The organism is Xanthomonas sp. 10-10 (assembly GCF_040182365.1).
GTDB lineage: Bacteria > Pseudomonadota > Gammaproteobacteria > Xanthomonadales > Xanthomonadaceae > Xanthomonas > Xanthomonas arboricola_F.
This window is the reverse complement of sequence record NZ_CP144460.1, coordinates 3803775-3827594: the sequence shown is the minus strand read 5'-3', so window position 1 is coordinate 3827594 and position 23820 is coordinate 3803775. Positions and strand designations below refer to the sequence as shown.

Sequence of the window (23820 nt, the reverse complement as noted above, 5' to 3'; positions counted from 1 at the left end):
TTGAGCTCAGGCAGGCGTGAAGGTAATCAGCGCGTGCGCTCTCACCTGCCCCTGCGTCGGTGCAGTTAAGGCAGTCGAAACTGCAGCGCTTTTACGATCCCACATTCTCAACCCCAACCCCAACCCCAATCCCAATCCCAATCCCAATCCCAATCCCAATCCCAACCCCAATCCCGGCTTCTCTACTCCATCCCCAGCTTCTTGAGCTTGTAACGCAACGCCCGAAACGTGATACCCAGCTGCGCGGCGGTCTTGGTCTTGTTCCAGCGATTTTCTTCCAGCGCCTTCTGGATCGCGGCGCGTTCCAGTTGCTCGATGTAGGAGGGCAGGGCGGCCGAGGCGGGGTCGATGTCGACCACGGCTTCGCGCGGTTCGATGGCGGCGCTGCCGGGGGTGGCCGCGAGGCGGTGGCCGCCGTGGGCGGGCAGGCGCAGGTCACTGGCGCTGATCTGGTCGTCTTCTGCCAGGGCCAGGGCGCGTTCGAGGATGTTTTCCAGCTCGCGGACGTTGCCCGGAAATCCGTAGGTATTCAGTGCGTCCAGTGCTGATTGGGTCAGCAACGGGATTGGCCGGCCGTGGCTGCGCGCCAGGCGCGCGATGATGGCGGCGGCCAGTTGCGGCAGGTCGCCGTTGCGCTCACGCAACGGCGGCACGCGCAGTTCGATCACGTTGATGCGGTAGTACAGGTCGTGCCGGAAGCGGCCGTCGGAGACCAGGTCGCCCAGGTCCTTGTGCGTGGCCGACAGGATGCGCACGTCCACCAGCGTTTCGCCGGAAGCGCCGACCGGACGCACCGATTTCTCCTGGATCGCGCGCAGCAGCTTGACCTGCATCTGCAGTGGCAGTTCGGCCACTTCGTCCAGGAACAGCGTGCCGCCATGCGCGGCCTGGAACAGGCCGGGCTTGTCGGCGTGGGCGCCGGTGAAGCTGCCTTTCTTGTGGCCGAAGAATTCGCTTTCCATCAATTCGGCCGGAATGGCGCCGCAGTTGACCGGCACGAACGGGCCGGCCGCACGGGCGCCTTGCTCATGGATGGTGCGGGCGACCAGTTCCTTGCCCACACCCGATTCGCCGACGATGTAGACCGGCGCCTGGCTGCGCGCGACCTTGCCGATGGTGGCGCGCAGGCCTTCCATTGCACCGGAGTCGCCCAACAGGCGACTGGCCTGCTCCGGTGGCGGCGCGGGCGGGGCGGGGCGGTCGCGGTTGTTCAATTCCAGCGCGTGCTTGACCAGGCCGCGCAGCACGCCGATGTCCACCGGCTTGCTGACGAAGTCGAAGGCGCCGGCCTTCAGCGCTTCCACCGCCAGGTCCATGCTGCCGAACGCGGTGATCATCGCTACCGGAGTCTGCGGGTAATGCTTGGCGATTTCGGTGACCAGTTCGATGCCGTTGCCGTCAGGCAAGCGCATGTCGGTCAGGCACAGGTCGTAGGGGTTGTTGGCCAGCAGTTCGCGCGCTTCGGCCAGGTTGGCGGCGGTGCTGATGCGCAGGCCCATGCGGCCCAGGGTGAGAACAAGCAGTTCGCGAATGTCACGCTCGTCATCGACAACCAGGGCACTTTTCGGTTCGTTCATGCCGCGCACGATATCCCAGCGTGACGACACTCGACAATTGCCGGCAGTGAGGGCGCGGCGCGGCTGGTCGAAGGATCTGCTTGAACGCTGCCCAGAAATGGCGGACGGCCATCGAGGCCTCGGCGCGGTTGCCAGTCACAGGTGATCTGAGTTGCACGCGGCCCGCTCGTCGACGGATGCCTGCTTTTGCTGCCGTTTTTCAAGCGGTTGAGCATCGGCAAGCGGCTCTCGAAACCATCGGCGATGGCACAAGGACAGCGCTGGACGCTGCTTGTCTAGCGCATGCCCACACGCGATGCAACATCGGTGCACGGCCGCCCGCACCTGCACTGGCAAAACGCCCGAATCGGCAAACTCACTTGCCCAGCAAGCTGTTGGGCCCCTGCAATGCAATCCGGAAACATGCCCCACCGCCCGGAACCGAGACATAGTCCAGTTGCGCCTGGTTGGCGCGGCACAACTCCTGGGCGATGTACAGGCCGAGTCCGGTGCCGTGTTCGGAGGTGGTGTAGAACGGCCGGAACAGTTGCGCGGCCACCGTCTCCGGGATGCCGGGGCCACGATCGATGACATCGATCACCGCCATGCGGTCCTGTCGTTCGACCCGCAACTTCACCCGGGCGGGTTCGTCCATGACGCGGCCGTACTTGAGCGCGTTGTGGACCAGGGCAGTGAGAATCTGGTGCAGGTGTTTGGGGTCGACCAGGGCATGCACCGAGCTGCCCTGGATGCTGGCTTCCAGGATGTCGGTTTCCATCGACAAGGTCTGCCGGTACTCGACCACGAAGCGGCGCACGAACGCGGCCAGGTCCAGGTTTTCCGGGCTGGCGCGTTCGCGGCGCGCCAGGCCGAGCACGCTTTCGACGATGCCGTTGGTGCGCTGGCATTGCTGGTGAATGATCTGCAGCAGGCGACGATCGGCATCGCCGATATCGGGCGATTCCTCCAGCAGCTGCGAGGCGTAGCTGATCGCTGCCAGCGGGTTGCGGATCTCATGTGCCAGGCTGGCCGAAAAGCGCCCCATGGCCGACAGGGTCAGCGACTCGGCGCGCCGCGAGACCACCGAAGCGTCGTCCAGGAAGACCAGCACCAGGTCGCTGTCGGCCAGCAGGCGCACGAAGCGCGGCTGCACTTCCGGGCGGTCGGCACCCAACTGCAGCGGAGCTTCTTCCTGACGCCACCCGCTGCGCCAGCGCTGCAGGCGGCGCGCCAGTTCCGGGGTCAGCGCGACCAGCGACAGGTCGGCCGGCGCATTGCGCTGGTCGCCATCGCCGAGCAGGGCCAGGGCCGCCTCGTTGGCCAGGGTGATGTGGTTGTGGGTGTCGACCACCAGCACGCCGGTACGCATGCGGCGGATGATCAGTTCGTTGATCTCGTAGAGGTTGGCGACCTGGGCGCCGCGTTCTTCGGCCAGGACCTGGTTGCTGCGCGCACGCGAGGCGATCTGCTCGCAGATGAAGGCCACTGCGACGTAGCTGGTGGCGAACATGGCCAGCTCGGCCACCGGGCGGGTGGCGCCGCCGCCTTCGAACAGGGTCCACAGGTATTCCAGCACGATGGCGCCGCTGGCGAGTACTGCGATGCTCATGCCGTAGCGCAGGCGCAGCAGGATCGAGGCGGCAGCGACATTGAACAGCAGCATCATCGCGATGCCGGCGCTGGCACCGGGCAGCGCGTGGGTGGCCAGGGTCGCGGCGAGGATGTCGGCCACCACCGCGCACAGCACGGTGGCGGTGAGGCGGCGTTCGCTGCGGCCCCAGAATAGCAACGGGATGGCCATGCACAGGTAGCCGATCGCCACCGCGGCAGCCAGCCGCGGGTAGCGCGGCTCGGGGATCGCGTCGGACAAGGGGCTGAACACCAGCGCGGCAATCAACCCGGCCACCAGCACCCGGTAGAGCGAAAAAAAGTACAGCTCGCGCTGCGGCGCGGACTGGACCCGGGCGATGAGCGATGCGATGGGTGCCAAGCCGATTCCCCGTCCGAACAAGCCGCGAGTATAGGCAGCTGCGGTGCTGCGCACAGCGCGTGTGCACAGTGTCGGGCGGCGCGCAAGCGCGGCGACGGGGCGGCCAATCCCGGCGAATTTTGCGCCGCACGGCGTGGTCGGCCACAATAGGCGGCCCGTTCGCGTCTCTTGACGTGCCGCTCAGGCGGTCTGCGTTGCACGCAGCGGTCGTTTCCTTTTCCCACGGTGACGCATGAATTTCCACGAATACCAGTCAAAACAGCTGCTTGCCGAGTACGGCATCCCCGTTCCGGCCGGCAAGGTCGCGGCGACCCCGGACGAAGCGGTTGAAGTCGCCAATTCCCTGGGCAAGGGCCCCTGGATGGTGAAAGCGCAGATCCACGCGGGCGGTCGCGGTAAGGCTGGCGGCGTCAAGTTCTGCAAGACCACCGACGACGTGAAGGCCGCAGCGGCCAAGATGCTCGGCACCAAGATGTCCACCTACCAGACCGCCGGCGTCGAGCTGCCGATCAATCTGGTGCTGGTGACCACCGCCGGCGAGATCGTCAAGGAGCTGTACCTGTCGATCCTGGTCGACCGCGGCACCAAGACCATCACCTATATCGCTTCCAGCGAGGGTGGCGTCGAGATCGAGCAGGTCGCCGCCGAGACGCCGGAGCTGATCCACTCGCTCAACGTCGATTTCGTCGAAGGCGTGCAGGGCTATCACGGCCGCGATTTCGGCTTCAAGCTCGGCCTGACCGCCAAGCAGGCCGGCCAGTTCGCCAGCATCATGGTGAACCTGTACCGCCTGTTCAACGAGAAGGACCTGGCGCTGGTTGAAATCAACCCGCTGGCGATCCTGGACGACGGCAACCTGTATGCGCTGGACGGCAAGTTCGACAGCGACGACAACGCCGCGTTCCGTCAGAAGCAGCTGGTCGCCATGCGCGACAAGACGCAGGAAGACGAGACCGAAGTGACCGCCTCGGAGCTGGACATCAACTACGTCACCATGGACGGCAACATCGGTTGCATGGTCAACGGCGCCGGTCTGGCCATGGCCACCATGGACGTCATCAAGCTCAACGGCGGCGAGCCGGCGAACTTCCTGGACGTGGGCGGCGGCGCCAACAAGCAGCGCGTCATCGAGGCGTTCAAGCTGATCCTGTCCTCGGACAAGGTCGAAGGCATCTTCGTCAACATCTTCGGCGGCATCGTCCGCTGCGACATGATTGCCGAGGGCATCATCGCGGCGGTGAAGGAAGTGGGCGTCAAGGTTCCGGTCGTGGTGCGCCTGGAAGGCACCAACGTGGAAGAAGGCAAGCAGCTGCTGCGCGACAGCGGCATGGCCATCATCCCGGCCGACAACATCAACGACGGCGCCAAGAAAGTCGTTGAAGCTGTCAAGAACGCCGCCTGATCCACGACACCGAAGGAACTATCCATGTCCGTTTTGATTAACAAGAACACCAAGGTGATCGTGCAGGGCTTTACCGGCCAGCAGGGCACCTTCCACGCCACTCAGATGATCGAGTACGGCACCCAGGTCGTTGGCGGCGTGACGCCGGGCAAGGGCGGCACCACGCATATCGACCTGCCGGTGTTCAACACCGTGGCCGACGCCGTCAAGGCCACCGGCGCAGACGCGTCGGTGATCTACGTGCCGCCGCCGTATGCGGCTGATGCGATCCTGGAAGCGGCCGCGGCCGGTATCAAGGTCATCGTCTGCATCACCGAGGGCATCCCGGTGCTGGACATGCTGCGCGTCAAGAACGTGCTGACCCGCTCGCATCCGGACACCGTGCTGATCGGGCCGAACTGCCCCGGCGTGATCACCCCGGGTGAGTGCAAGATCGGCATCATGCCGGGCCACATCCACAAGCCGGGCAAGATCGGCATCGTGTCACGTTCGGGCACCCTGACCTATGAAGCGGTTAAGCAGACCACCGAAGTGGGCCTGGGCCAGAGCACCTGCATCGGTATCGGTGGCGACCCGATCAACGGCCTGAACTTCGTCGACTGCCTCAAGCTGTTCAACGAAGACCCGCAGACCGAAGGCATCATCATGGTCGGCGAAATCGGTGGCGACGCCGAGGAAGCTGGCGCCGAGTACATCAAGCAGTTCGTCAAGAAGCCGGTGGTCGGCTTCATCGCCGGTGCCTCGGCGCCGGCCGGCAAGCGCATGGGCCACGCCGGTGCGATCGCATCGGGCGGCAAGGGCACTGCCGAAGGCAAGTTCGCGGCGATGGAAGCCGCTGGCGTCAAGACCGTCCGTTCGCCGGGCGACCTGGGTGCGGCGATCGCTGCGCTGGTGAAGTAAGCACGCCGCGCGCGCAAGCGTGCGAGCGTCAGAGAGGCCGCCTTCGGGCGGCCTTTTTTGTTGGTGCTTGGAGGCGTGCCCTCATCCGCCCTTCGGGCACCTTCTCCCGCAGGCGGGAGAAGGGAGCAACAGCAAGAACAACAGCACCACCACCACCAGCACCAGCACCAGCACCAGCACCACCAGCACCAGCACCAGCAACAGCAACAGCAACAGCAACAGCAACAGCACCAGCAACAGCAACAGCACCAGCAACAGCAACAGCAACAGCACCAGCAACAGCACCAGCAACAGCAACAGCACCAGCAACAGCACCAGCAACAGCACCAGCAACAGCAACAGCAACAGCAACAGCACCAGCAACAGCAACAGCAACAGCAACAGCACCAGCACCAGCAACAGCAACAGCAACAGCACCAGCACCAGCACCAGCAACAGCAACAGCAACAGCAACAGCAACAGCAACAGCGGGGGGCTGAGATCATGTTCCCGAGGAATGCCAGGGCGGTCGTCGCCTGCTTGATCGACGAAGCACGCTACGGTCGTGCAACTCTCGCTGCCCAGGCGCCCACCGGCTGCGACATCCCCTCTCCCGCTTGCGGGAGAGGGGTAGGGGTGAGGGCGCTTCCCACGCGGCGATCTCCGACGCCAAGGCGCCGTCAACACCGATAGCGCCACTCGGGCGGTACAAGCCACCTTGGCGATACCCCCTACCAAGCATGCCGATGCGCCACGCCGCCAAGACCGGATTCGCCAAGCACCTGCGTCGTGAGATGACCGCAGCCGAGCACGCGCTTTGGTATCGGTTGCGAGATCGACGCCTGCTTGGCTTCAAATTCCGGCGTCAGTTCCCCATCGGGCCCTATATCGTCGATTTCGTCTGCCTTGCCCAGGCGTTAATCGTCGAAATCGACGGCAGCCAGCACCTGCTGCCCCGCGCGGACGCCGCGCGCGATGTCTTCCTGCACCGCAGGGGCTTCCAGCTGCTGCGCTTCTGGAATAATGAGGTGCTGGTGCGCACCGACGCTGTCTGCGACGCGATTGCGCAACGGCTGGGCGTTGCCCGCTTCTCTCTTCCTCCTTCCGGCGTTCGGTAGGAATCTGCAAAAGGCTGCCGATATGTCCCAGACCCTCCGCATCGCCATGGCCCAGTTCGACTTCCCGGTTGGGGCGGTGGCAAAAAATACCGATCGCATCATCGAGTTCATTGCCACGGCGCGCGATGAGTTCGAGGCCGACATCGTGCTGTTCCCCGAACTGGCGATCAGCGGCTACCCGCCGGAAGATCTGCTGCTGCGTCCGGGATTTCTGGCGCACTGCGAGCAGGCGCTGGCGCGCATCGCGGCGAGTACCCGCGGCATCGTCGCGGTGGTCGGCTGGCCACAGAGTGCCGGCAGCGTGGTCTACAACGCCGCCAGCGTGCTGCGCGACGGCCGCATCGAGGCGACCTACCGCAAGCGCGAACTGCCCAACTACGCGGTATTCGACGAACGGCGTTATTTCGACGTAGACCCGGATGGCGACAACTGCCTCGTCACGATCAAGGGCGTGCAGGTGGGTGTCGTCATTTGCGAAGACCTGTGGTTTGCCGAGCCGCTGGCCAAGACCGTGCAGGCCGGCGCCGAACTGGTGCTGGTGCCCAATGCCTCGCCCTACGAGCGCGGCAAGCACGCGCAGCGCGACGCGCTGTTGGCCGAGCGCACGCGCGAGAGCGGGGCGGCAATCGCCTACCTCAACGTGGTCGGCGGCCAGGACGCGCTGGTGTTCGATGGCGCCTCGGTGGTGGCCGACGGCGATGGCACGGTGCATCCGGCCGCCGCCGCGTTTGTCGATCAATGGCTGGTGGTGGACTACGCCGCCGGCGAACGCCGCTTCACCCCGGTGGTGTGGGTGGACGATGGCGACGAGAGCATGGACGCGCTGGCCTGGCGCGCGGTGGTGCGTGGCCTGCAGGATTACTGCCGCAAGAACGGCTTCAGCAAGGTGTGGCTGGGGCTGTCCGGCGGTATCGATTCGGCGCTGGTACTGGCGATGGCGGTCGATGCGCTGGGTGGCGATAACGTCACCGCCGTGCGGCTGCCGTCGCGCTACACCGCCGGTCTGTCCAACGATCTGGCCGAGGAACAATGCTGCGCGATGGGCGTGAAGCTGGAAACCATCGCGATCGAGCCGGCCTTCGAAGGCTTGCTCGCCGCGCTGGGGCCGATGTTCGAGGGCACCCAGCCGGATATCACCGAAGAGAACCTGCAGTCGCGCAGCCGTGGCGTGATCCTGATGGCGCTGTCCAACAAGTTTGGCGGGCTGCTGCTGACCACCGGCAACAAGAGCGAATACGCAGTGGGTTACGCCACCATTTACGGCGATATGTGTGGTGGCTACGCGCCGCTGAAGGATCTGTACAAGACCGAAGTGTTCGGCCTGGCGAAATGGCGCAACACCGTCGGCGGTGCGCCGGTCATTCCGCCAGCGGTGATCTCGCGTCCGCCATCGGCCGAGTTGCGCGACAACCAGACCGACCAGGATTCGCTGCCGCCCTACGATGTGCTCGACGGCATCCTGTACCGCTATGTCGACCAGGAGCAGTCGCGCGATGAGATCGTCGCCGCCGGCTACGCGGCCGACACCGTCGAACATGTGCTGCGCCTGGTGCGCATCAACGAATGGAAGCGCCATCAGGCTGCGCCCGGGCCGAAGGTGTCGCGGCGTGCGTTCGGTCGCGAGCGGCGTTACCCGATCACCAATGGCTATACCGGTCAGTAGCCCGAACGGCTATTCCGGTCGGTAGCCCGGCGCATCGGCCACCGCTGCGGCGGCCGGCGCCTGGGCGAAGCGGGTGAGCAGCTCCAGGGTCGGCTTGGGCCGCGTCAGGTCGTACATCAGGCCGAAGTGGCCTTCCGCACCCTGGATGGTGGTCTGGTCCAGCAACTCGTAGACATTGATCTCCGACACCACGTCGGCATAGTTGGTGCGCACGTTGCGCAGCAGCTGCGCCAGGCTGTCGTAGCAGCCGCCATCGCCTTGCGCGCCGCCGGTGGTATTGCCGGTATAGACCTCGGCGCAGTTCAGCTCGTTGAAGAACATCGGTGTCTTGTAGGTCTGCGCCGCCGTGCGCAGCTGGCCCAGATACAGGTCCGTCCAGTAGCCGGCATCGTGGTGGAATGCGTAGTAGTGGAAACTGATGTGGTCGAAGTCGAAACCGGCTGCCTTGGCCTTGGCGAGAAACCATAGCGAACCATTGCGGTCGCCCGGGCAGCGCGCGTTGACGCTGCGGTCGTCGCTGTTGCAGGCGGTGATGTTGATGGTAAAACGCAGCCCAGCGCCCAGTTCGTTGGAAGCCTGGCGCATGCCCAGATACATGGTGGTCATCGCCGCGATGCGGGCATCGGCCTCGGCGCGTACCAGGTCCTGTTCGTTGCCGATCTCCCAGACCTTGATGTCGGCCGCATAGCGGCGCGCCAGTTGATACCCGATCTCGCGCGACATCGGATAGACCATCGGGCGCAGCGTGATGCCGTACTTGCGCGCCAGTGGGACCAGCGCATCGAGCGTTGCGTAGTCGCGCGGATCCACATCGAATCGGTAGCTGCGCAGATTGCGTGCCGCCAGCAGCTTGAAGCGTGCCTCGGCCTGGCTCATGGGATAGCCAGGGCGGTTGTCGTGGGCGTTGACGCCGTAGACGATGGGCGCGGCGGTAGTAGACGTGGCTATTGCTGCCAGCAATAGGGCGAGCACGAACGGGGCGATGTGGCGAGACATGCGGCCTCCTGAGCTGACGCCAGCGGGGAGTCGGATCTTGTTCAAACCGAGTATAGGCAGCGCGCAGGAGCGGTTCGGTGATCTGGTGCCGGGTCTTGCGACGTGCCCGCAGCTGTCGCAGGTCGCTGCGACCCGCGCTACGGGGCAGGGGGGGCGCAGACGCGCGATGCTGGACAGGCAATCTCCCGGTCGATCAGGCGTCGCCGTCGTCAGACCCCACAAGCGCCTGCGGCAATCAGCGCGCCGTCCGCAGGCGTGTGGCTGCATCCGCGTCGCCGCAATAGAAAAGGGGCCTTGCGGCCCCTTTCTCATGACACCGGCGACTGATGATCTCAGTCGCGATTCATCTGTGCATTGCGCTGACCGGTAGCGGCGGACTTCTCGCCGGCGAACGGGTTGAGCTTGCGGATCGCCCAGGGGTACTTCGGCCAGTCGCCGGTCAGCCACGGGTGCTGCGGGCTGTTGAGCTCCAGCACGCGGCGCGCGTCTGCGGCCAGGGTCTTGTTGCCCAGGTGCGTATAGGCCTCGGCCAGGACCGCAACGGCATCGTATTGATAGGCGCTCTGCGGGTAGGTTTCCAGCAGATAGTTGGCACGACCGGCTGCGGACACCCAGGCGTTGCGGCGCAGGTAGTACAGCGCGTTGTCCAGTTCGTGCTGGGCGAACACGTCGCGCAGCTCGATCATCCGCTTGCGCGCGTCCGGTGCGTAGCGGCTGTTGGGATAACGGTCGGTGACCGTGTTGAAGTCGTTGTAGGCCTGCTGCGGCGAGGACAGGTCGCGACGGCTCGGATCCAGCGACCACACCCGGCGCAGGAACACCGTGTCGCGGTTGCTGTTGGCCAGCCCGCGCAGGTAGTACAGGTACGCGATATTACGGTGCGTGGGATAGGTGCGGATGAAGCGGTCGACGCTGGACACCGTATCGTCGTGCTTGCCGGCCTTGTACTGCGCGTAGGCGGTTTCGATCATCGCCTGCTCGGTGTACGGACCATACGGGTACTGGGCGATCAGGCGCTTGTAGCTGGCTTCGGCGCCAGCCCAGTTGCCTTTCTCCATCAGGCCGTGGCCTTTGCCGTAGAGCTGCTCGACCGGCATGCCCTCGTCGGGATTCTTGTCCTTGGCGCCGCGGTGGCAGCCGGTGACGACGAACGCCATGACCAGCATGAGGGCAATCAGGCGCGCAGGCGCGGAAAACGTGGACCGTCGGATCATGGGTCTGGGCAGGACGCGTCAGGAAAACGAAAGCGCGATGATAGCCTAGTGGCCTGTCCGGCGACTGACTCCTGCCGCGCGGACCCCCAAATTCCCGTTTTTGCCCGAGTGCCAGTGTCCATGTCCGACCCATCTGCCGACCCCATCGACCCGTCCATCCGTCAGGCCATCGTGCCCGATAACGCCGCAGGGCGCCGTTTCGACGCGGTGTTGGCCGAGCTGTTCCCCGAATTCTCGCGCTCGCGGCTGTCGGAGTGGATCAAGTCCGGCGATGCGCTGCTGGATGGCGAAATGGCGCGTCCGCGCGACACCTTGCGCGGCGGCGAGAGCGTGCAGCTGCAGGTGGTGCTGGAAACCCAGACCCATGCGGCGCCGCAGGACATCCCGCTGAACGTGTTGTACGAAGACGATCAGGTACTGGTGATCGACAAGCCGGCCGGCCTGGTGGTGCACCCGGGCGCGGGCAACCCGGACGGCACCCTGGTCAATGCGCTGCTGTTCCGCGACCCGGCGCTGTCGGCGGTGCCGCGCGCCGGCGTGGTGCATCGGCTGGACAAGGACACCAGCGGCGTGATGGTGGTCGCCCGCACCGTGCAGGCGCAGACCGCCCTGGTGGAGCAGCTGTCTGCGCGCGATGTGCATCGCCAGTATCTGGCGGTGGTGGTCGGTGCGCTGGTCTCCGGTGGCACCGCCAATGCGCCGATCGACCGCCATCCGCGCGATCGCCTGAAGATGGCGGTACGCGACGACGGCCGCGATGCGGTCACCCACTACCGCCTGCGCGAGCGCTTCCGCGCGCACACCGCGCTGGAATGCCGGCTGGAAACCGGGCGTACGCATCAGATCCGCGTGCACATGGCGCACCTGAAATCGCCGATCGTCGGCGACCCGCTGTACGGCGGCGCGCTCAAGCTGCCCAAGGGCGCCACCGACGAACTGGTGCACGAGCTGCGCACCTTCAAGCGCCAGGCGCTGCATGCCGAAACCCTGGAATTCCTGCACCCGGTCAGCGGCGAGCCGGTGCGCGCCAGCGCGCCGGTGCCGTCCGACCTGCAGCGGCTGATGACCGCGCTGCGCGACGACAGTGCACGCGCGGCCGAGCTGGCGCGCCGTTGACATGGCAGTGGCTGCACCGTTCGTGCTGCCGGCCGACTGGCCGGCGCCACCGCGTATCCAGGCGCTGACCACCTTGCGTTACGGCCTGGGCGGCTCGCTGGCACCGTTCGACACGCTCAACCTCGGCAATCGCAACAGTGCCGATGGCGATACGCCCGAGCAGGTGGAGCGCAACCGGGCACAGCTGGCCCAGGCGCTGGCGTTGCCGAGCGCGCCGCACTGGTTGCGGCAGGTGCACGGCGTCGAGGTCGTGCGCGTCGAAGCGCCGCCGCTTGCACCGGGTGCGCAGTCGGCTCCAGCAGGCGATCACGCGCCCGCTGCGTCCGAGCCCGCGGCCGATGCGGCGGTCACTGCCGTGCCTGGCGTGGTGCTGGCGATCCTGACTGCCGATTGCCTGCCGGTGGTGCTGGCGGCTGTAGACGGCAGCGAAGTGGCCGCAGCGCATGCCGGCTGGCGTGGGCTGGCCGATGGCATGCTGGAGCGCAGCGTGGCCGCCATGCGCACGCCGGCGTCGCGGCTGGTCGCATGGCTGGGGCCGGCAGCCGGACCGCAGGCGTATGAAATCGGTCAGGACGTGTTCGACGCCTTCCTCGCCGATGACGCGCAGGCGCAGGCCGCCTTCAGCGCCACGCGGCCGGGGCATTGGCGGGTGGATCTGTATGCGCTGGCGCGCCAGCGCCTGCAGCGTGCCGGCGTGCCGGCCCACGCGATCCATGGCGGCGGGCTGTGTACCATTTCCGATCCGCAACGCTTTTTTTCGCATCGCCGCGATCGTCGCAGCGGGCGCATGGCCACGCTGGCCTGGATCGCGCCCTGAGCGCGCCGCTGTTTGCGCAAATAGTGGGCCAGGCTGCGTTTGCGCAGCTGCCCGCGCCGGTGCGCGCGCTGCATTCGGTGCAGGAGCGGCAGACCTTCGTCGGAAGGGCGCAGATCCAGCGCGGCCGCCACGCATTGGTGCCGTTGCTGGCGCTGTTGAGCCGGTTGCCGCGTAGTGGCGAGGTGGATGTCGAGGTGGAATTTCTGGTCGATGCGCACGGCGAACGTTGGCATCGGCGGTTTGCTGGGTTGCCGATGTATTCGCGGTTGTGGCGGCAGGGGGGCGCACTGCGCGAGCACCTGGGGGCGGTGCGTTTCGAATTCGCGCTACGTGCCGAGGCCGACGCGTTGTACTGGCAGGCCACGCGCGTATGGGCGTTCGGCGTGATTCCGCTACCCGCGCGCTGGTTCGAGCAGGTGCGTTGCCGGGAACATGCCGACACCGGCCGCTATGGATTTTTCGTCGACGTGTACCTGCCGCTGGTGGGGCCGTTCATTCGCTACGAGGGTTGGCTTGAGCCAGGTTGAATCGCCGCAGGTTGATACGCGCAGTGCGTCGGCAACCATCGTGTTCGATGGCGTATGCCTGCTGTGCAATGGCTGGGTCACGTTCCTGCTGCGCCACGATCGGCGCGGGCGTTATCGCTTTGCCGCGATGCAGGGGCAAGCCGGGCGCACGCTGCTGCAGCAGCATGGGCTGGATCCGGATGATCCGTTGTCGTTTCTGCTGGTGGACGACACCGGAGCCTGGACCGACAGCGATGCCATCGTGCGTGTGCTGGCAGGATTGGGTGGCTTGTGGCACCTGGTCACCGTGTTGCGCGTGGTGCCACGTGGCCTGCGCGATATCGGTTACCGCCTGATCGCACGCAATCGCTATCGCTGGTTCGGCCGGTCCGAGCACTGCATGCTGCCCACACCCGAGCAGCGCACGCGGTTTCTGGATTAACCCCCACTCCCGGCAAGCCATCTCCGCGTAGGAGCGCACCCGGGCGCGAGATGGCGTTGCCGGCAATGCTTGGTCGCGCCCGAGGGCGCTCCTACGGTGATCCGGGGATTTGCGCGATGGCCTGCGGTGCGGCTTGTCGTTCTGCGGCGTGTTCCGGATCAAGCATGGCGGGCAGGCACGCTTGCTCCGCGTAAGAGCGCACCTGGGCGCGAGGGGCGTTACCGGCAATGCTCGGTCGCGCCCGAGGGCGCTCCTACGGTGATTGTGCGATGCGCTGTGCTGGCGGCTTAGGCCGCCGCGCTGTTGAAACTTGCGCGCACGACATTCGCGTTGCCGCCGTGCGCAGGCTGCAGGCGGAAGATCGATACCGCATCGGCCAGTTCCACCGCCTGTTCTTCCAGGCTGCGTGCGGCGGCGGTGGCTTCTTCCACCAGCGCGGCGTTGCGCTGGGTGACCTCGTCCAGCTGCGCGACAGTGCGATTGACCTGTTCGATGCCGCTGGATTGCTCGGCGCTGGCCGAGGTGATCTCGCTCATGATGTCGGTGACATGCTTCACCGAGCCGACGATCTCGCGCATGGTCGCGCCGGCGCGGTGCACCAGCCCCGAGCCTAGTTCCACCTTGTCGGTCGAATCGGCGATCAGCGTCTTGATCTCCTTGGCGGCGTCGGCCGAGCGGCGCGCCAGTGCGCGCACCTCCGAGGCCACCACCGCAAAACCGCGGCCCTGTTCGCCGGCGCGCGCGGCTTCCACCGCGGCGTTGAGCGCCAGGATATTGGTCTGGAAGGCGATGCCGTCGATGACGCCGATGATCTCGCCGATCTTGCGCGAGGCGGTGCTGATCTGGCTCATGGTGGCGACCACGTCGTCCATGACCTGGCCGCCGCTCTGCGCCACTTCGCCGGTGCCCACCACCAGACGGTTGGCCTGCAGTGCGCTGTCGGCGTTCTGCTTCACGGTGGAGGTGAGTTCTTCCATCGAGCTTGCGGTTTCTTCCAGGTTGGCGGCCTGCTGCTCGGTGCGCTCGGACAGATCGGTATTGCCGGCAGCGATTTCCACTGCGGCCTGGCGAATGGTGTCGGAGGCGGTCTGGATGCCGCCGATGATTTCGGTCAGGCGGGCCACGGTCTGGTTGGTGTCGTCGCGCAGACGCGCAAAGATGCCGTGCGCATCGCCGTCCACGCGCTGGGTGAGGTCGCCTTCGGCCAGTGCGCCGATCACGCGCGCCAGTGCGGCAAGGTGGGTCTCCACCGAGTCGTAGATGCGGTTGATGCCTTGTGCCAACGACAGCAGCACGCCGTCCATGCCGTCGAGCTGCATGCGGCGGCTGAAATCTCCGGCCGAGGCGGCGTCGATGATCTGGATCAGCGCCTGCTCGGCGTTGACCTGCGCGGTGACGTCCACCCACTGCGCGATGGTGCCCAGCTTGGTGCCGTCGGCGGCGATGATCGGGCTGTAGACGAAGTCGATCTGGCGGCCGAAGAACGGGGCGCGCACGGCCTTGGAGGCATTCAACGCGCGCATGCGGTCGATGGCGGCCTGGCTGTCCGGATAGATGTCGCCGATGCTGCCGCCGACGAAGCCTTCGGCGTGGAAGCTGGGGCGGAAGCTCTGCACATCCGGCTCGATCAGCTTGAGCATCGCCAGCAGTTTGCGGTTGGCGAACAGCACCTGGCCGTCGTCGTCGGCGATGCGGATCATGGTGTCCAGATCGTCGAGTGCCTTGATCACGAACTGCCCATGGCGCAGGCCTTGCTCCATCACGTCGATGCGGATGGCCAGCTTGTCCTGGCTCGCCTGCAAGGTCTTCAGCAGCGGTGCGAGTTCACCGGAAACGTTGCGCAGGTCCAGGCGCTCAAAGCGGCCTTCGCCCAGCGCAGCGACCACATTCATCGCCTGCTGCAGCTGCGCACTGTTGCGATGACGCGCCCACCACCACAGGCCGACACTGGCCGCGCCGAGCACCAGCAGGGCCGGGAACAGCTTCGCAAGGGCGCTACCGACGCCGCCGGGCATCAGCGTGGCGGCATAGAACGTCAGCAAGGCCAGCAGCCCGAGGTGTGCGGCAGCGGGCATCCATGCAGTCCAGGTCGTACGCGCAACGTTTGCGCCCGCTGTTGGGCGGGTAACGGGTGCGGCATCGTGTGAAGGCAACATAGGCTGAGTCCAACGTGTGTTCTGGGAAAGGGGGAACGGTGTGCAGCAGGAGTAGGCTGCAATGGGGTATCGGCGGCTGGGTCTGAATCATGATGGTGTGAACGGACCGTTTGTCGGAATGCGTGCCGCCGAGCCGGGAAACAGCCGATGTGGTTGATTTGGAAGCGGTTTCAGTGAGCGTGTGCAAGCTCGCGGCGGTCGGCCGACGTGCAAAATCGGTACCTGTATTTGTAAATTCCGTGTGAATTTCGGCCACCTCGGTTGAGGCAGTCCGCACTCCGATGGAATGCACCTGGCCTGTCTCTCAGCGGCCTGGTAGCGGTGACCGGTTCGCTGTGCAGGTTTGCCGGTCGCCAGGTTCCGCGCTGACGTCAGCGTCGGCACACACCGACGCCATGACGTTGCCCTGGGCATCGGGAAATCGCAGCAGCAGAACGTCGCGCGCGGTGATCCAGGAGCGTCGGAAAAAACGGCAATCCGAGGAGAGGTCAGGGCGATGCAGATGCCCCGGCCGTCAAGCCGCGGTTCCGGCACAGCTGTCATCGGCGGGCGCAACGATGTGCAGTCGAGACCTGCTGCTGCAGCCACGGAGTCCGACCGCACGCCATGGCTCCACCCCAGCCGCGCAGCGTCACTCTGCTCAATCGGCAGGCCGCGCCCACAAAAAAAAACCGGCCGTCTCGCGACGGCCGGTCTGTTGTGTCACTGCGCGAGCGCGCCGGCGATCACTTCGCCGGCGTGGCCTGCGCATCGTCCGGCAGTGCCCAGGCGATCACGCTGTCGCCCGACTTGGTTTCCATGCGGTCGTGTCCGCCCACGGCGGCCACGATGTACTGCTTGCCGTCGATGGTGTAGCTCAGCGGGGCGGCCTGCGGGCCGGCCGGCACGCGGGTCTCCCAGACCTGCTTGCCGGTGCGGGTGTCGAAGCCGCGCATGAAGTCGTCCAGGGTCGCGCCGATGAAGGTCACGCCGCCGGCGGTGGCCAGCGAGCCGCTGTTGTTGGGCGTGCCGATCTCGAACTTGGTCTTGGACGGGATACCCATCGGGCCCTGGTCGTAGCCGGTGCCCAGCGGACGCCGCCAGAGTACCTGCTGGGTGCGCAGGTCCACGCCGGAGATGTAGCCCCACGGCGGTGCCACGCACGGCGTGTTGAGCGGCGACATCCACGGCTCCTTGCGGGCGCCGTAGGCCAGGCCCTTCTGCGCCATGTAGCCGGGCGTCTTGCTCTTGCCGTCGAACACCGACACCACGCCCAGCTCATTCATCTTTTCGCGGGTATAGACCTGCAGGGTGTAGGGCAGGCGATTGCTGTTCATCACCATGATGCCGCGCTGCAGATCGACAGAGACGCCGCCCCAGTTGATGCCGCCGTGGTTGCCGGTGAAGGCCAGCGAGCCTTGCAGGGTCGGCGGGGTGAACATGCCTTCGTAGCGCAGCTGCTTGAACTGGATGCGGCAGGCCAGCTGGTCGAACGGGGTCATGCCCCAGGCATCGGATTCGATGATGGTCTCCACCTCGCGGCTAGGCGCGCCCACGGTGTTGGGCATGCCCGGCGAGATCGGCTGGGTGGCAGCGGTCCAGTCGCCATGATCGGTGCCCTGCGGCACGGCGATCTGCTTGACCGGCATCAGCGGTGCGCCAGTGGCGCGATCCAGCACGAACACCTGGCCGGACTTGGTGGCCTGGATCACGGCAGGGCGGGTGCCGCCGCCAGCGACCGGCCAGTCGACCAGGTTGGGCTGCGGGCCGATGTCGTAATCCCACAGGTCGTGGTTGACGGTGCGGAAGTGCCAGCGCTCCTTGCCGGTGGCCGCATCCACGGCGACCAGCGCCGCGGTGTATTCCTCATCCTGCGGGGTGCGGCCCTTGCCGAAGAAGTCGCCCGAGGCGTTGCCGGTGGGCAGGTAGACCAGCCCCAGCTCATCGTCTGCAGCCATCAGCGACCACACGTTCGGGGTGGAGCGGGTATAGGTCTGGCCGGCCGGCGGCTCGGCGGTGATCGCCGGGTTGCCCAGGTCCCAGGCCCAGCGTAGCTGGCCGGTAAGCGCATCGAAACCGCGCACCACGCCGGACGGCGCATCGCCTTCCTGACCGTCGCGCACCTGGCCGGTGGGCTGGATCACCACGCCGCGCATCACCACCGGCGGCGAGGTCGGGCCGACGAAGCCCGGCTTGGTGTTGCCGGTACCGGCATTGAGGTCCACGTAGCCGTTATTGCCGAAGCTGGCGCACAGCTTGCCGGTCTGCGCGTCCAGCGCGCCGAGGCGGCCGTCGACCATCGGCCAGAAGATTCGGGTCGGGCACTCGGCGGTGCCTTCCGGCGCCTGGTAGTACGACACGCCGCGGCAGGTGGTGGCGGCAACGCCCGCCATCGCCTTCGGATTGGTCTGCGGGTCGAAGCGCCAGCGCTCCTTGCCGTTGGCCGCTTCCACCGCGATCACCTTCTGGGTAGGCGTGCAGATGTAGAGCAGCTCGCCGACCTTGAGCGGGGTGTTCTGGAAGGCGTAGCCCAGCTTGGAGCCGGCCGGTTTCAGATCGCCGGTGTGGAATTCCCAGGCCACCTTGAGGTTCTTGACGTTGTCCGGGGTGATCTGCGCACCGGGCGTGTAGTGGTTGGACAGATTGGAGCCGGCATAGGCGGTCCAGTTGCTGGCGTCGTGATTGGCAGCGACGTTGCCGTCAGGGCTGGGCACGGTGGCGCGGCTGAAGGCGGCAGCGTTGGCGGCCGGCTGCGTGGATGCATCGGCCAGTTCCACGTTGCGCGGCACAAACAGCGGCCACAGGATCAGAGCGGCGCCCAGGATCGGCAGCACGCCGGTCACCACGACATAGCCGGCGCCTGACAGCGGCTGCATGCGCCGACGCGCCACGCCCCAGAACGGCAGCAGCACCAGGCCCAACACGGAGATCCAGGCCAGACGCGGGACCAGGCCCCAGCCATCCAGGCCCACTTCCCACAGTGCCCAGGCGATCGTGGCGGCCAGCGTGGCGCCAAACAGCCACAGGCCGGCACGCTTGCCCAGCGCCAGCAACACGCCGGCAAGCAGCAGCGCGATACCTGCGAGCAGGTAGTACCAGGAACCACCAACGGCCACCAGGCGGCCGCCTTCATAGGCGAGCACCGCGCCGAGCACGGCGATCACCGCTGCATAGGCCACCAGCAACCAGGTGCCTAGCCCACGTTTTGAGGATTGATCAGTCATTTTGAGATGTCAGGAAGGACTTGGGGCCGCCATGGGCGACAAGTCGTGGAGGGAGAGAGGTCGCCCGTTGGCAAAGGCTGCCGGCGACCTTGGATATGAACGCGCAGCCCCTCCCAGGGTCCTCAGCGCTAATCATGCGAATATTTTAGACCTCTGAGCACCGCCTGTCCGTGACGGAATAGGAACCACCGTTCCAACCTGCCGCTCGGATGCGCCGAATCTACGGAGAAGTCGAGCAGTGCGACGAAGGGCGATGGCACGTGAGCTGAGGCGCGATGACAGCTGAAGGGTGTGCAGGCAAGAATCGCTGTCGCTGTCGAATTGCTTTGCTTTGCTTCGCTTGGCGCTTGCCTTGGTCTCGCTCAGTTGCCTTAAAAAAGCAGGCCGAGCACCGCAGCCACGTGCAGGCACCTGTTGGAAAGCGCTGGCAGCCGTACCCTCATCCGCCCTTCGGGCACCTTCTCCCGGAGGGAGAAGGAAAAGCTCGCGGCCCGCTTGGGCATCTTCTTTCGGGGGGAGAAAGGAAGGCTTGTTCGTTGGGAGGGAGAAGGAAAAGCTTGCAGCGAGTTCGGGCGCCTTCTCCTAACCGGAGCAGGATCAGACGTCGGCGAGTGCCTGCAGATAGCGCTGGCGCCAGTGATTGATGTTGTTCTTGCGCAGGTGATCCATCATCGCCCGCCACCGCTCGATGCGCGTTGCCAGCGGCATGCTCGCCGCCGTTGCGATTGCATCGGCCACGCCGTCCAGATCGTGCGGATTGACCAGCAGCGCCTCCTTCATTTCGTCGGCCGCGCCGGCCAGCAATGAAAGCACCAGTACTCCCGGATTTTCAGGGTCCTGCGCGGCGACGAATTCCTTGGCGACCAGGTTCATGCCATCGCGCAGCGGCGTCACCAGGCCCACCGATGCAGCGCGATAGAAACCGGTCAAGGTTGCGTGGCTGAAGTTCTGGTTGACGTAGCGCAACGGCGTCCAGTCCGGCCCCGCATGCCCACCATTGATATGGCCGGCGATCTGCTCCAGCTGCCCGCGCAATTGACGGTATTCGGTGACATCGCCGCGCGATACCGGGGCGATCTGCAGATAGGTGAGGCTGCCGGATTGATCCGGGTAACGCTCCAGATAGCGCTCGAACCCCTGGAAACGTTCCGGCAGGCCCTTGGAATAATCCAGACGGTCCACACCGATCGCCAGCTGCCGCCCGCGCAGACTCTCGCGCAGATCGCGTACCGCCTGCTTGCTCACAGACGCCTTTGCCTGGTTGGCAATCAGATCGGTGTCGATGCCGATGGGGAACGAGGAAGCCGTGAAGCGCCGCCCGCCCGGACCTTCGACCAGATCGCCTTCGAGAATGCGGCCGCCACCGAACAGGCGCACATACGCCTTGAAACGTTCGGCGTCGCGTTGGGTCTGGAAGCCCACCAGATCGTAGGCATAGAAGGTACTGAACAGGCGCGCATGATCGGGCATTGCCTGCACCAGATCGGCCGAGGGCATTGGCACGTGCAGGAAGAAGCCCATCTTGCAGCCCACCCCCAGCTCGCGCAGCATCGCGCCCAGCGGGATCATGTGGTAATCGTGGATCCACAAGGTGTCGCTGTCTTTCAGCAGCGGTGCGAGCTTTTCCGCGAACAGGCGATTGACGCGCAGATAGCCTTCGCGCTTGGCGCGGTCGTAATCGACCAGGTCCAGGCGGAAGTGCAGCAACGGCCACAACGTGCGATTGGCGAAGCCGTTGTAGTACGAATCGATATCGCGCTTGTTGAGGTCCATGGTGACGAAGGTGATGTCGCCTTCGGTCTGCTCGTGCATGCCGCCGCTCTCGCCGCGCGCGGTCTTTCCGCTCCAGCCGAACCACATGCCGCCGCGCTCCTTGAGCGCCGCCAGCAACCCGACTGCCAGGCCGCCGGCCCGGGTTTCGCCGGGCACTGCAACACGATTGGATACCACCACCAAACGACTCATGACGCCTCCTGCCAGCTCCGCGACAAGCGCATCGCTGCGATGATCAAACCGACGTGCGAATAGGTCTGCGGGAAATTCCCCCAGGCTTCGCCGTCTTCGAACGATAGGTCTTCCGAGAGCAAGCCCAGGTGATTGCGACGCGCCAGGATGCGCTCGAACAATTCCCGCGCTTCGTCCTTGCGGCCGATGGCGGCCAGCGCGTCGATGTACCAGAACGTGCAGATCGTGAAGCTGGTTTCCGGCTCGCCGAAGTCGTCAGGCGCGATGTAGCGATACAGTGCATCGCCATGCTTGAGCACGCGGCCGACTGCCTCGACCGTGCGTACGAACCGGCTGTCGTCGGCATCCACGATGCCGATGTCGGCCAGCAAGAGCAGCGACGCATCCAGACGGTGGCCGCCGAGTGTGTCGGTGAAGTAGCCGCGTTCTTCGCTCCAGGCTTCGTGCAGGATGCGCTCGCGGATGCTGTCGGCGCGCTGTCGCCAATGCGCGCTGCGCTCGGGCAATGCCAGGCGATCGGCGATCTTGGACAGGCGATCGCAGGCGGCCCAGCACATCGCGGCGGTATAGGTGTGCACCTCGGCGCGGCCGCGGAACTCCCACAGGCCGGCGTCGGGCACGTTGTGCAGCGCGTAAGCGCGCTCGCCCAGCGGTTCGAGACGGCGGAACGTGTCGGCGTCGCCCTGATCCTTCAGGCGCAGGTCGAAGAACAGTTGCGTCGAGGCCAGCACGACGCTGCCATAGACATCGTGCTGTTTTTGAATCCACGCCAGGTTGCCGCGCCGCACCGGACCCATGCCGCGGTAGCCTTCCATCGTGTCGACTTCATGCTCTTCCAGCTGCGATTCGAAGCCGATGCCGTACAGCGGCTGCAGGGTGCCGTCGCTGGTGGCGATGTTGAAGATGTAGCCGATGAACTGCTCCATCGTGCGGGTGGCGCCAAGCCGGTTGAGCGCGCGCACCACGAAGGCGGCGTCGCGCAGCCAGCAGTAGCGGTAGTCCCAGTTGCGCGGGGTATTGGGCGCTTCCGGAATCGAGGTGGTCATCGCGGCGATGATGGCGCCGCTGTCTTCGTACTGGCACAGCTTGAGCGTGATCGCGCTGCGGATCACCGCCTCCTGCCAGTCGAGCGGAATGGACAGATAACGCACCCATTCGCGCCAATACTCCTCGGTGCGTTCCTGGGCTTCCTGCACATAGCCGGTGAGCGAGCGGGTCAGCGATTCGTCCACGCCCAGCACCAGGCTCACCGGATGGCTGAGCACGAACGGCAAGCCGTCGCGCACGAAGCGCACCGGCACGTCGGTGGTCAGGCGCAAGGTGAATTCCGGCAACACCCAGCGGATATGGTTGCTGCCCCAGGTGGTATCGGGGGTGCGGCCACCCCAGTCGGCCAGCGGGCGCGCACGCACGATGATGCGCGGGTTGCCGGCGAGCGGGCGGATCTGGCGGATGATGCTGACAGGCCGATAAAAACGGCCGTTATTGCGCCAGCGCGGTGCGAAGTCGATGACTTCCACCTCGCCACCGTGGCTATCGCGCAACACGGTGCGCAGCACGGCCGTGTTGGGCAGGTAATGCTGCTCGCTGCTGACGAAGTCTTCCAGCTCGACGGCAAAGTCGCCGCCTTCGGTCTTGGGCGAAAGCAGGCTGCAAAAAGCCGGGTCGCCGTCGAAGGCGGGCAGACAGCTCCACACCACGCGTGCCTGTCGATCGACCAGTGCGCCAAAGCTGCAATTGCCGATGACGCCCAGATCCAGGTTTGGCTCGGTCATGAGGTGCAAACGATCCTGTAAGTAACGAGAGGAGGCGCGCCTACGGTGATGCGTTGCGCGCGTTGTGGTGGAGCCACGCATGCACAGCGGCGGTGCCGTCGAGGCGAAAACGCGCGCTGGTCTGCGCGCGATCGCCGACCAGGATGCTCCAGCCGCCCAAACGATTGGCCGCGTCGAAGCCGAATTCGTCGGTGAGGTCGTCACCGACGAACACCGGCGTGCGGCCTGCAAACGCGGCGGTCTGCATCAGCTGCTCGACGGCCAGCCCCTTGTTGCTGCCTTCGGGGACGAATTCGACCACATGGTCGCCCGGTTGCAGGCGATAGCCGGGGAGCTGGGCGATTTCATCCTGGGCGAAGGCCAGCACGTCCGGTCCGGCGTCCGGTTGGGCGCGCCAGTGCAGCGCCACGCCGACGCCCTTGTCTTCGACCAGCACGCCTGCGTGTTTGTGCGTCAGTGCCGCAGCGCGCCGATGCAGGCCATGCAGGAAGTCAGAGGTGTCCTGCGGCATGGCGGCGCGTGCGGCGATGTCGCTGCGGAGTTCGTGCCCGTGCAGGCCGGCGGCCGGCAGCAGCAGCGGCGCGAACAATGCATCGAGCTGTGCGAGCGGGCGCCCGCTCACCAATGCGATGGCGCCCTGCAGGCGCTCGCTGAGGCGACCAATGGCCTCGCGTACCTCGGGCAGGAGCCGCACGGCCTCGGGGCTGTGGGCAAAGTCGATCAGGGTGCCGTCCACGTCCAGGAACAATGCGCAGGCATCGTCCAGCAATGGCGGCGACGGAAGAGGGGAATACGCGTCTGCCATTGCGCTAGTGTGCGCAAACCGGTGTGAGATTCAGGTTATGGAACGGCAGGGATTGGGGGGTCGGGATTGGGGATTCGTTGCAGCCGCGCTTGCGAATCCCACATCCCCAGTTCCGACAACTGCCGACTGGCTAGACGATGGGGTAGTGCGGACAAGGCGAATCTGGATCCGGGATTCGCAGCGATGCTGCTCTTGCAAATCCCAACTCCCGATCTCC

18 protein-coding genes are annotated in these 23820 nt (G+C 65.8%); 8 read left to right on the top strand and 10 right to left on the bottom strand.

The window, feature by feature from the left end; genetic code table 11:
* Positions 1-182: 182 nt before the first annotated feature.
* Positions 183-1577, bottom strand: coding sequence for a sigma-54 dependent transcriptional regulator (locus tag VZ068_RS16035; protein WP_349655856.1), 1395 nt, complete (start codon positions 1575-1577; stop codon positions 183-185).
* Between the two features lie 355 nt (positions 1578-1932).
* Positions 1933-3546 (bottom strand): HAMP domain-containing sensor histidine kinase, encoded by a 1614-nt coding sequence (locus VZ068_RS16030; protein ID WP_349655855.1) that lies wholly within the window; start codon positions 3544-3546, stop codon positions 1933-1935.
* Positions 3547-3778: 232 nt separating this feature from the next.
* Between VZ068_RS16030 and sucC the strand changes: the two genes are divergently transcribed.
* Both sucC and sucD read left to right on the top strand, forming a co-directional pair.
* Entirely contained in the window at positions 3779-4948 is a 1170-nt protein-coding gene (gene sucC, locus VZ068_RS16025; protein ID WP_016901264.1) for an ADP-forming succinate--CoA ligase subunit beta, read from the top strand.
* 24 nt (positions 4949-4972) lie between these two features.
* A complete protein-coding gene (gene sucD, locus VZ068_RS16020) occupies positions 4973-5848 on the top strand; it encodes a succinate--CoA ligase subunit alpha (protein ID WP_047124757.1) in 876 nt (291 codons plus the stop codon).
* Positions 5849-5929: 81 nt separating this feature from the next.
* On the opposite strand, the gene VZ068_RS16015 is transcribed toward sucD, so the two are convergent.
* A complete protein-coding gene (locus VZ068_RS16015; RefSeq protein WP_349655854.1) occupies positions 5930-6313 on the bottom strand; it encodes a hypothetical protein in 384 nt (127 codons plus the stop codon).
* A 260-nt stretch (positions 6314-6573) separates the two neighbouring features.
* Between VZ068_RS16015 and VZ068_RS16010 the strand changes: the two genes are divergently transcribed.
* Together VZ068_RS16010 and VZ068_RS16005 are read left to right on the top strand one after the other, a co-directional pair.
* Entirely contained in the window at positions 6574-6945 is a 372-nt protein-coding gene (locus VZ068_RS16010) for a DUF559 domain-containing protein (RefSeq protein WP_259152353.1), read from the top strand.
* Between the two features lie 22 nt (positions 6946-6967).
* Positions 6968-8608 (top strand): NAD+ synthase, encoded by a 1641-nt coding sequence (locus tag VZ068_RS16005; RefSeq protein ID WP_349655853.1) that lies wholly within the window; start codon positions 6968-6970, stop codon positions 8606-8608.
* A gap of 9 nt (positions 8609-8617) precedes the next feature.
* On the opposite strand, the gene VZ068_RS16000 is transcribed toward VZ068_RS16005, so the two are convergent.
* A complete protein-coding gene (locus tag VZ068_RS16000; protein WP_349655852.1) occupies positions 8618-9604 on the bottom strand; it encodes a hypothetical protein in 987 nt (328 codons plus the stop codon).
* A 332-nt stretch (positions 9605-9936) separates the two neighbouring features.
* Positions 9937-10818, bottom strand: a complete 882-nt coding sequence (locus VZ068_RS15995) for an outer membrane protein assembly factor BamD (RefSeq protein ID WP_259152348.1) — start codon at positions 10816-10818, stop codon at positions 9937-9939.
* Positions 10819-10938: 120 nt separating this feature from the next.
* Here VZ068_RS15995 and rluD point away from each other — a divergent pair, with 120 nt between their 5' ends.
* From rluD to VZ068_RS15975, 4 genes are read left to right on the top strand one after another with little or no spacing between them, the layout of a single operon-like run.
* Entirely contained in the window at positions 10939-11934 is a 996-nt protein-coding gene (gene rluD / locus VZ068_RS15990; RefSeq protein WP_349655851.1) for a 23S rRNA pseudouridine(1911/1915/1917) synthase RluD, read from the top strand.
* 1 nt (position 11935) lies between these two features.
* Positions 11936-12751, top strand: a complete 816-nt coding sequence (gene pgeF / locus VZ068_RS15985; protein WP_349655850.1) for a peptidoglycan editing factor PgeF — start codon at positions 11936-11938, stop codon at positions 12749-12751.
* Between the two features lie 20 nt (positions 12752-12771).
* Positions 12772-13278, top strand: coding sequence for a DUF4166 domain-containing protein (locus VZ068_RS15980; RefSeq protein WP_349657729.1), 507 nt, complete (start codon positions 12772-12774; stop codon positions 13276-13278).
* Positions 13265-13699, top strand: coding sequence for a thiol-disulfide oxidoreductase DCC family protein (locus VZ068_RS15975; RefSeq protein WP_349655849.1), 435 nt, complete (start codon positions 13265-13267; stop codon positions 13697-13699). Before VZ068_RS15980 ends, VZ068_RS15975 begins: the two co-directional genes overlap by 14 nt.
* A 287-nt stretch (positions 13700-13986) precedes the next feature.
* Here VZ068_RS15975 and VZ068_RS15970 read toward each other — a convergent pair whose 3' ends face one another.
* From VZ068_RS15970 to otsB, 5 genes are all read right to left on the bottom strand, one after another.
* Entirely contained in the window at positions 13987-15855 is a 1869-nt protein-coding gene (locus tag VZ068_RS15970) for a methyl-accepting chemotaxis protein (RefSeq protein WP_349655848.1), read from the bottom strand.
* Between the two features lie 725 nt (positions 15856-16580).
* A complete protein-coding gene (locus tag VZ068_RS15965; RefSeq protein ID WP_349657728.1) occupies positions 16581-19019 on the bottom strand; it encodes a membrane-bound PQQ-dependent dehydrogenase, glucose/quinate/shikimate family in 2439 nt (812 codons plus the stop codon).
* A 636-nt stretch (positions 19020-19655) separates the two neighbouring features.
* Positions 19656-21023 carry an alpha,alpha-trehalose-phosphate synthase (UDP-forming) gene (gene otsA, locus VZ068_RS15960; protein WP_349655847.1) on the bottom strand — a complete coding sequence of 456 codons (1368 nt, stop codon included), beginning with the start codon at positions 21021-21023 and terminating at the stop codon, positions 19656-19658.
* Positions 21020-22798, bottom strand: coding sequence for a glycoside hydrolase family 15 protein (locus VZ068_RS15955; RefSeq protein WP_349655846.1), 1779 nt, complete (start codon positions 22796-22798; stop codon positions 21020-21022). Before VZ068_RS15955 ends, otsA begins: the two co-directional genes overlap by 4 nt.
* A 40-nt stretch (positions 22799-22838) precedes the next feature.
* Positions 22839-23603, bottom strand: coding sequence for a trehalose-phosphatase (gene otsB, locus VZ068_RS15950; protein WP_349655845.1), 765 nt, complete (start codon positions 23601-23603; stop codon positions 22839-22841).
* Positions 23604-23820 lie beyond the last annotated feature (217 nt).

Coding starts and splice junctions, on each gene's coding strand:
- VZ068_RS16035 (WP_349655856.1), bottom strand. CDS start 1,577: ATGAACGAACCGAAAAGTGCCCTGGTTGTCGATGACGAGCGTGACATT.
- sucC (WP_016901264.1), top strand. CDS start 3,779: ATGAATTTCCACGAATACCAGTCAAAACAGCTGCTTGCCGAGTACGGC.
- sucD (WP_047124757.1), top strand. CDS start 4,973: ATGTCCGTTTTGATTAACAAGAACACCAAGGTGATCGTGCAGGGCTTT.
- VZ068_RS16010 (WP_259152353.1), top strand. CDS start 6,574: ATGCGCCACGCCGCCAAGACCGGATTCGCCAAGCACCTGCGTCGTGAG.
- VZ068_RS16005 (WP_349655853.1), top strand. CDS start 6,968: ATGTCCCAGACCCTCCGCATCGCCATGGCCCAGTTCGACTTCCCGGTT.
- VZ068_RS16000 (WP_349655852.1), bottom strand. CDS start 9,604: ATGTCTCGCCACATCGCCCCGTTCGTGCTCGCCCTATTGCTGGCAGCA.
- VZ068_RS15995 (WP_259152348.1), bottom strand. CDS start 10,818: ATGATCCGACGGTCCACGTTTTCCGCGCCTGCGCGCCTGATTGCCCTC.
- rluD (WP_349655851.1), top strand. CDS start 10,939: ATGTCCGACCCATCTGCCGACCCCATCGACCCGTCCATCCGTCAGGCC.
- pgeF (WP_349655850.1), top strand. CDS start 11,936: ATGGCAGTGGCTGCACCGTTCGTGCTGCCGGCCGACTGGCCGGCGCCA.
- VZ068_RS15970 (WP_349655848.1), bottom strand. CDS start 15,855: ATGTTGCCTTCACACGATGCCGCACCCGTTACCCGCCCAACAGCGGGC.
- otsA (WP_349655847.1), bottom strand. CDS start 21,023: ATGAGTCGTTTGGTGGTGGTATCCAATCGTGTTGCAGTGCCCGGCGAA.
- VZ068_RS15955 (WP_349655846.1), bottom strand. CDS start 22,798: ATGACCGAGCCAAACCTGGATCTGGGCGTCATCGGCAATTGCAGCTTT.
- otsB (WP_349655845.1), bottom strand. CDS start 23,603: ATGGCAGACGCGTATTCCCCTCTTCCGTCGCCGCCATTGCTGGACGAT.